This is a genomic window from Collinsella sp. AM28-11LB (assembly GCF_003469895.1).
Classification (GTDB): Bacteria; Actinomycetota; Coriobacteriia; order Coriobacteriales; family Coriobacteriaceae; genus Collinsella.
Genome location: NZ_QSKJ01000016.1, coordinates 19,672 through 27,848, shown reverse-complemented (window position 1 = coordinate 27,848; position 8,177 = coordinate 19,672). Strand labels below are relative to the sequence as shown.

At 62.7% G+C, this 8,177-nt stretch carries 8 protein-coding genes; 7 read left to right on the top strand and 1 reads right to left on the bottom strand.

Going from position 1 to position 8,177, the window contains the following annotated elements:
- A partial coding sequence (locus DW732_RS09490) for a transposase (protein WP_199569790.1) occupies positions 1-279 on the bottom strand: 279 nt, incomplete at its 3' end.
- A gap of 574 nt (positions 280-853) precedes the next feature.
- Between DW732_RS09490 and DW732_RS09485 the strand changes: the two genes are divergently transcribed.
- The 7 genes from DW732_RS09485 (at position 854) to DW732_RS09455 (ending at position 8,005) form a co-directional block, all read left to right on the top strand.
- Positions 854-1,795 carry a phosphate ABC transporter substrate-binding protein gene (locus tag DW732_RS09485; protein WP_118099402.1) on the top strand — a complete coding sequence of 314 codons (942 nt, stop codon included), beginning with the start codon at positions 854-856 and terminating at the stop codon, positions 1,793-1,795.
- A gap of 25 nt (positions 1,796-1,820) precedes the next feature.
- Complete coding sequence (pstC, locus tag DW732_RS09480; RefSeq protein WP_117735562.1) at positions 1,821-2,729, top strand: phosphate ABC transporter permease subunit PstC; 909 nt, start codon at positions 1,821-1,823, stop codon at positions 2,727-2,729.
- Positions 2,722-3,648: a phosphate ABC transporter permease PstA gene (gene pstA / locus DW732_RS09475; RefSeq protein WP_199406657.1), complete on the top strand. Its 927-nt coding sequence runs from the start codon at positions 2,722-2,724 to the stop codon at positions 3,646-3,648. Before pstC ends, pstA begins: the two co-directional genes overlap by 8 nt.
- Complete coding sequence (gene pstB / locus DW732_RS09470; RefSeq protein WP_199568982.1) at positions 3,645-4,517, top strand: phosphate ABC transporter ATP-binding protein PstB; 873 nt, start codon at positions 3,645-3,647, stop codon at positions 4,515-4,517. Before pstA ends, pstB begins: the two co-directional genes overlap by 4 nt.
- 255 nt (positions 4,518-4,772) lie before the next feature.
- On the top strand, positions 4,773-6,632 hold the full coding sequence (locus DW732_RS09465) for an ABC-F family ATP-binding cassette domain-containing protein (protein ID WP_117735565.1): 1,860 nt from the start codon (positions 4,773-4,775) through the stop codon (positions 6,630-6,632).
- Between the two features lie 6 nt (positions 6,633-6,638).
- A complete protein-coding gene (locus DW732_RS09460; RefSeq protein WP_117735566.1) occupies positions 6,639-7,409 on the top strand; it encodes a Cof-type HAD-IIB family hydrolase in 771 nt (256 codons plus the stop codon).
- A gap of 206 nt (positions 7,410-7,615) precedes the next feature.
- The gene (locus DW732_RS09455; RefSeq protein ID WP_117735567.1) at positions 7,616-8,005 is read left to right on the top strand and encodes a metal-dependent transcriptional regulator; all 390 of its coding nucleotides are present in this window, start codon (positions 7,616-7,618) and stop codon (positions 8,003-8,005) included.
- The last annotated feature ends 172 nt before the right edge of the window (positions 8,006-8,177 follow it).

Genomic DNA, 8,177 nt, shown 5'->3' with positions numbered 1-8,177 from the left:
GTCGGTCTTGGCCTCGCCGGCGAACAGGCCCGCGGCGCGGCTGGCGGCGAGCCCGGGCAGGTAGGCGACCTCCAGCCCCGCGGCGCGGGCCCGCCTCACGGCGAGGGACCCTATGTTGCGGAACTGGTCGACGACGGCGAGCGTGCCGGCGGGCGCGGAGGCGAACAGCGCGTCGAGCTCGGCCTCCCTGTTGCGGACGGGGGCGCTGGCCAGCACCTCCCCGTCGCGGTCGATCAGGCAGGCCCAGTGCGATGACTTGCCGACGTCCAGGCCGAGCACGGCCGCGGGTCTGGTGGGTGGCGCTTTCACGGTGGTATCCTTCCGGTAGTCGTTCGACCGGATGGCCTCCCCCTCGGCACTCACATTACCAGCCGCGGCACCTGCCCGGCACTTTCCTATCAGCCGTCGGGGGCGGCGCGTCCCGCGCCGGCAGCACCCAACGGGCCCTCTCGGGGGCAGGGACGTTCGGCCGTGCGCGGGCGCCCGGTCGGCGGCCCGTTCTGGGCGCGCCTCAATCGTAGCCCGAGACGGTCCCGGGCTGACAATTTCGACTGTAATGGACGTTCTTAAATGACTAGTCAAACAAGAACGTCCCCGATGACTAGTCGTTTAAGAACGTCCCCAATGACTACCTTGTTTAAGAACGTCCCCAATGACTACCTTGTAAAAGGTGGACCATGCTTGTCGGCGGGTTTGTTATTTGTTTGTAAAGCTGAACCGCGCTTGCGGTAAGGGTCTATCAAATGCCCGTAAAAAACCGCAGTTGGCGCGGGCACTGCCCGATCGAGGCCGTATCTTTCCAAACAGCAAAGCGGGCAGGGTGCCCGCGAATCGCATGTATGAAAGGAAGATCATGCTCGATCAGGCTTATTCTCGTCGTCAGTTCCTCGGCCTCGCTGGTGGTCTTGCCAGCATCGTCGGTCTCGGTCTCGTTGGTTGCGGCGGCTCCGGCGCATCCGACGCCGCCGACAAGGGTAGCGCCGCTGCCGCTGCCGAGTCTGTCTCCGGCGAGGTGACCTACGACGGCGCCTCTTCGTTCCAGGCTCTCGTCGAGGCTGCTGCTGAGAAGTTCATGGATGCCAACCCCGACGTTTCCATCTCCGGTTCGGGCAACGGTTCGGGCAAGGGCCTGACCGCTGTCGCCGCCGGCACCGTCACCATCGGTAACTCCGACGTCTTCGCCGAGACCAAGCTCGAGGCCGACCAGGTCAAGAACCTCGTCGATCACGAGGTCGCCGTCGTGGGCATGGGCCCCGTCGTCTCCAAGAACGTGACGGTCGACGATCTGTCCCTCGAGCAGCTCAAGGGCATCTTCTCTGGCCAGATCACCAACTGGAAGGAGGTCGGCGGCGACGACGCCACCATCGTCGTCCTCAACCGCAAGGCCGGCTCCGGTACCCGCGCCACCTTCGAGGCCGCCGTCTTTGGCGACGAGGCCGTCGACTTTAAGGGCGACGCCGAGCTCGACAAGTCCGGCGACGTCCAGACCCAGATGGCCAGTACCGACAACGCCATCTCCTACCTGGACTTCTCGCACTTCGACGACTCCAAGTTCAACGCCGTCAAGGTCGAGGGCGTCGAGCCCAAGAGCAAGAACGTCACCGACGACTCCTTCAAGATCTGGGCTACCGAGCACATGTACTGCGCCAAGGACGCAGACGAGGCCACCAAGGCCTTCCTGGACTTTATGCTTTCCGACGACGTCCAGGGCAAGCTTGTCGAGGAGCAGGGCTTTATCCCCGTCTCTGCCATGAAGGTCGTCAAGGACGCCAGCGGTAAGGTCTCCGCTAAATAGGTAATCGCCCCCGGAAAGGTTTGCAATGGCAAAACAGCTGCCAAAGCGCGACCTTGAGAACGTGGGCCTGGGCGTCACGGGCGCGTGCGTAGCGCTCGTGACGCTTGTTGTTGCCGCGCTTATCTTCATGGTCGCCCAAAAGGGCCTCTCGGCTTTTGTTAAGGATGGCGTTTCGGTCGTCGAGTTCTTCACTGGTACCAAGTGGGACCTGGCTAACACAGCCGAAAACGGTCTGCCTTACACCGGCGCCCTGCCCCTGATCGTCACCTCGTTTGCGGTCATGGTACTCTCCACGCTCATCGCACTGCCCATCGCTATCGGCTCTGCCATCTTTGCGGTCGAGATCCAGCCTAAGTTTGGTTCCAAGGTCTTTCAGCCGCTTATTGAGCTTTTGACCGGTATTCCCTCGGTTGTCTTTGGCCTGATCGGCTTTCACGTGGTCGTCGGCCTTATGAAGAGCGTTTTCCACGTAAGCACGGGCTTGGGCATCTTGCCCGGCGCCATCGTGCTGGCCGTCATGATCCTGCCGACGATGACCACGCTTTCGGTCGATGGCCTGCGCGCTGTGCCCGATAGCTACCGTCAGGGCTCGCTCGCGCTGGGCTACACCCGCTGGCAGACCATCTGGCACGTGGTGCTCAAGTCCGCCATGCCGTCGCTCATGACTGCGGTCATCCTTGGCATGACGCGTGCCTTTGGCGAGACGCTCGCCGTGCGCATGGTCATCGGCGGCATCGAGGCCATGCCGACGTCGCTGCTGTCGCCGGCGTCCACCATCACCACCACGCTCACCACGTCCATGGCGGTCTACGCCGAGGGCTCGGCCCAGGACGACGTCCTGTGGGCACTCGGTCTGCTGCTGATGGGCATGAGCCTCATCTTCATCCTGATCATCCATCTCATTGGCCGCAAGGGGGCGAAGGCTCGTGGCTAGCACGCGCATCCACATCGACGAGGCGAGGCTCGGGCGTGTCCAAAAACAGGATCGCATCGCCACGGGCGTGCTGACGGCGATCGTCGCCATCGTCATGCTCATCGTCATCTCCATGGTGGCCTATATCCTGTTCGAGGGCATCTCGACGCTGTTCCAGCCGGGCTTTCTCACAGAGCCGTCGCGCGCCAACGGAACGCAGGGCGGCGTGCTCTACCAGCTGTTCGACTCGTTCTACCTGCTGCTGATCACTCTGATCATCTCGGTGCCCATCAGCCTAGGCGGAGCGGTCTTCCTGGTTGAGTACGCGCCGAACGGCCCTATCCGCGACATCGCCTCTACCGCCATCGAGACGCTGTCCTCGCTGCCTTCCATCGTCGTCGGCATGTTCGGCTTTCTGGTGTTCTCGGTGCAGCTGGGCTGGAAGTACTCCATCATCTCCGGCGCTGTCGCGCTCACCATGTTCAATATCCCCATCCTGGTGCGCGTGATCCAGCAGGCGCTCGAGGACGTGCCACAGGCCCAGCGCGATGCATGCCTGGCCATGGGCCTTACCCGCTGGGAGGCCACGCTGCACATCCTGATTCCCGAGGCCATGCCCGCCATCGTGACCGGCATCGTGCTTTCGGCCGGCCGTGTGTTTGGCGAGGCCGCAGCACTGCTCTTTACCTCGGGTATGAGCTCGCCGGTTCGCCTGAACTTCTTGAGCTTTAACCTGTCGAGCCCCACCTGTGCCTGGAACGTGTTCCGCCCTGGCGAGTCGCTCGCCGTGCATATCTACAAGATCTATGGCGAGGGCAGCCCCGAGGCCCAGCAGATCGTCTGGGGCACCGCGGCGCTGCTGATGATTTGCGTGCTGCTGTTTAACGTAGTCGCCCGTATCGTGGGCAAGCAACTGGCAAGGAGGATGACGGCCGAATGAGCGAGATGAGCACAACGCCCGCAACCGAAGCAGCATCGTCCGAGACCCGGGACTTCCTGTCGAGTGTGGGGGAGAGCGAGAAGCGCGTGCGCGTGAGCGGCAAGGCCGCGAGCGACGAGGTCGTGCTCTCTACCAAGGACGTCAACGTGTACTATGGCGACCACCATGCGCTGTACGACACGTCGCTCGACTTCCACAAGGGCGAGATTACGGCGCTCATCGGGCCTTCGGGCTGCGGTAAGTCGACCTTTTTGCGCAGCCTCAACCTTATGAACCGCGAGATTCGCGGCTGCCGCGTGGAGGGCGAGATTAACTACCGCGGACGCAATGTGAACACCAGGACCGAGAACACGTACGAGCTGCGTCGCTCCATTGGCATGGTGTTCCAGCAGCCCAACCCTTTCCGCAAGTCCATTCGCGACAACATCACGTTTGCGCCAAAGCGTCACGGCATTACCGACCGCGACGAGCTTGATCGCATGGTCGAGGAAAGCCTGCGCGGTGCGGCGCTGTGGGACGAGGTCAAGGACAAGCTCGACAAGAGCGCCTGCGCGCTTTCGGGCGGCCAGCAGCAGCGTCTGTGCATCGCGCGCACGCTGGCGCTCAACCCAGACGTGATTCTGTTTGATGAGCCCTGTTCGGCGCTCGACCCCATCTCGACGCTGGCGATCGAGGACCTGATGTCTTCGATCGTTGCCGACCGCGCCATCGTCATCGTGACGCACAACATGGAGCAGGCGTCGCGCGTGTCCAATCGCACGGCGTTCTTCTACATGGGCGATATGGTTGAGTACGACGAGACCGACGAGATTTTCCAACGGCCCAAGGATAAGCGGCTGAATGATTACCTCACCGGCATGTTCTCCTAGTCCGGGACATGCTTGAGGCCCGTGGCGGCCATGGTTGCCGTGGGACTGATTGGAGAGGCGGGTCATCTCTTTTGCGAGATGGCCCGCCTTTTTGCTCTGCGACCGAATCGACCACCACAAAGGGGACAGGCACCTTCGTGGTGGTTTTTCGAATAACGAGGCGCCTGCCCAAAACCACCACGAAGGTGCCTGTCCCCTTTGTGGTGGTTTTCGCTATCATGGACAACGTTGAATTTCTACGAAGGAGCAGGGCATATGGCGATTCTTTTGGGATGCGATTCCGTCAGCCTAGAGTTTCCCACCAAGCATATTTTCGATAGCGTGACGCTCGGCGTGGGCGAGGGCGACCGCATTGGTATCGTCGGCAAAAACGGCGACGGCAAGTCGACGCTGCTGAGCGTGCTCGCCGGCACGCTGGAGCCCGACGACGGCCGCGTGACGCATCGCCGCGGCACCACGATCGGCCTGCTCGGCCAAAAGGACGACCTGGTCGATACTGATACCGTGCATCATGCCGTTGTGGGCGACGCCCCCGAGTACGAGTGGGCGTCGAGCCCCCGCACGCGCCAGATCCTCGCCGGCCTCATCAGCGATGTGCCCTGGGAGGGCACGGTGGGCGAGCTCTCGGGCGGTCAGCGCCGTCGCGTGGACCTCGCGCGCTTGCTGATCGGCGATTACGACGTGCTCATGCTCGACGAGCCCACCAACCACCTGGATATGCGCACCATCAACTGGCTCGCGCGTCACTTAAAGGCCCGCTGGCAGCGCGGCCAGGGTGCCATGCTCGTGGTCACGCACGACCGCTGGTTCTTGGACGAGGTCTGCACCAGCATGTGGGAGGTCCACGACGGCCAGGTCGATCCCTTCGAGGGCGGCTATTCGGCATACATCCTGCAGCGCGTGGAGCGCGACCGCATGGCCGCCGTTACCGAGGAGCGCCGTCGCAACATGGCGCGCAAGGAGCTCGCGTGGCTGAGCCGCGGTGCCCAGGCTCGTTCCACCAAGCCCAAGTTTCGCGTGGATGCCGCTCGCGAGCTGATCGCCGACGTGCCGCCCGTGCGTGACGAGCTGGAGCTCAAGCGCCTCGCCGTGAGCCGCCTAGGCAAGCAGGTTATCGATGTGGTCGACGTGGACGCCGGCTATGCGGATGTCGATGGCGCGCCCAAGCAGGTACTCTCCGACGTGACCTGGTTCATTGGTGCGGGCGACCGCTATGGTCTTTTGGGCGAGAATGGCGCTGGCAAGTCGACGCTGCTTGATGTGATCCAGGGCAAAATTGCGCCCACGCGCGGCCGCGTGAAGATTGGCCAGACAGTGCGCTTTGGCGTGCTGTCGCAGCAGCTCGAGGAGCTCGAGCCCTTCATGGGCGACACGATTCGCGAGGTGCTCAGCAACTATAAGAAGTACTACGTCATCGACGGCAAGGAGACTTCGCCCGAGAAGCTCTGCGAGCGTCTGGGCTTTACGACGCAGCAGCTCTGGAGCCGCATCGGCGATCTTTCGGGCGGCCAGCGCCGTCGCCTGTCGCTGCTGCTGACAATCCTGGACGAACCCAACGTGCTCATCCTGGACGAGCCCGGCAACGACCTGGATACCGACATGCTCGCGATTGTCGAGGACCTGCTCGACGGCTGGCCCGGCACGTTGATCCTGGTGACGCACGACCGCTTTTTGATGGAGCGCGTGACCGACCAACAGTGGGCGCTGCTCGACGGCCACCTGACGCATATGCCCGGTGGCGTGGACCAGTACCTGCGCCTGTGCAACGCTACCGCCGAGGGCGAGCCCGTGGGCGCGCCGAGCGCCAAGACCGGCACGTTTGACACCGGTGCCGCGGCAGCTGCGGCCGAAAAGCCCAAGACGAGCGGGCAGCCCAATGGCCTTTCCAACGCCGAACGTCAGAAGCTCCGCCGCGAGGTGAGCTCGCTCGAGCGCAAGATGGAGACGCAGCGCGCTCGCGTTGAGGAGGCCGAGGCCGCGATGGCCCAGGTCGATCCCACCAACTACACGGCGCTCGGCGAGCAGCAGGCAAAGATCGACGAGGCTCACGCCGCCATGGACGAGCTGGAGATGGCGTGGCTCGAGGCGAGCGAAAAGCTCGAGGGCGAGGAGTAAGCGAGAATGATCAAAGCCGCGTTTTTCGATATCGACGGTACGCTGCTGAGCTTTAAGACCCACCGGATTCCGGCGTCGGCGCAGCAGGTGCTCGACAGCTTTCGCGAGCAGGGGATTGCGTGCGTGATCGCCACGGGCCGTCCGACCTACCAGATGCCGGACTGGCTGTTCGACCTGGGCTGGGATGCGTACATTACGCTTTCGGGCCAGCACTGCTTTGATGCCGAGGGAGTTTACCGCAGCTGCCCGATCGATCCGGACGACGTCGCGGTGATTGTGGACCAGGTGGCGCAGGGGCGCTACGACTCGCTGTGCATGCAGGGCGAGAACTCGTTTGTGAACCGCCTGTCCGAGCGCGTGGTGACGGCTGGCAGCAACGCGGGAATCGTCTACCACGAGGAGCCGTTTGAGCACGCCTTTGACGCACCGGTCTACCAGTTCTGCGCCTTTGTGGACCCGGCCGACGAACATATCGTGACCGACGCCGTGTCGCATTCGCTCACCACGCGCTGGTGCGACCTGTTCTGCGACATTATTCCCGCTAACGGCGGCAAGGACCTGGGCGTGGCGGCGACGCTCGAGCGGCTTGGTATCGACGCGAGCGAGGCGATTGCCTTTGGCGACGGCGAGAACGACCTGTCGATGTTTGCCGCCGTGGGCACGAGTGTGGCCATGGGCAACGCGCAGGACACCGTGAAGGCCGCGGCGACCTACGTGACGACCGCCGTGGACGACGACGGAATTTACAACGCCGCAAAGCACTTTGGGCTGCTATAGCTGCGGCTCGGCACTTGGGGACGGTCCTTTTCTGCCGGCAGCTGGGGACACTCCTTGCGGGGCGTTCCCATTTTGTTTCATCCCGCACGTTTTGTGAAACACGGCTAACTTTTAGGTAAAGTAGTAAGACATGGGCAACTTTTGCGGTAAAGTAAGCCGTGGAAAGTATCCAACGGCTAACTAGCAATCATCGCGAAAGGCGGCCCATGGCCCTACGTGAATCCGGAGAAGACTATCTCGAATCGATCTACGTTCTGTCGGAACGTCAGGGCATCGTGCGCTCGATCGACGTCGCGGAGTACCTCGGCGTAACCAAGGCGAGCGTTTCCAAGGCCATGGCGACGCTGGAAAGCAACGGCTATGTCGAAATGGGCAAGCGCGACGTTCATCTGACGGAGCGTGGTCTGGAGGTCGCTCGCCAAATGTGGGAGCGTCACTGCTTTTTCGTGGGGCTGCTGGAGGATGCGGGTGTTTCGGCTGAGGTCGCGTCGCAAGAGGGCTGCTACATGGAGCACTGCCTGAGTGAGGAAAGCTTCGAGAAGCTGAGGGCTATGCTCGCCAGGGAAGAGACGTCGAACTCAACAACGGAATCCTAACAGGTCCTCAGTAGCGCGGAGTTCGCGCAAAGCGCGAACCAGCGAAAAGGGGATAGAGACTTCTAGCAGAAGGGACTTTCTCCGAGTCCACAGTAAACCTGTCGGGATGTAGCATCCTTTCAGCAGCGCCGCCCTTCCATCCCAAAGAGACGCGTCTCCCGCGCCGAAGGCG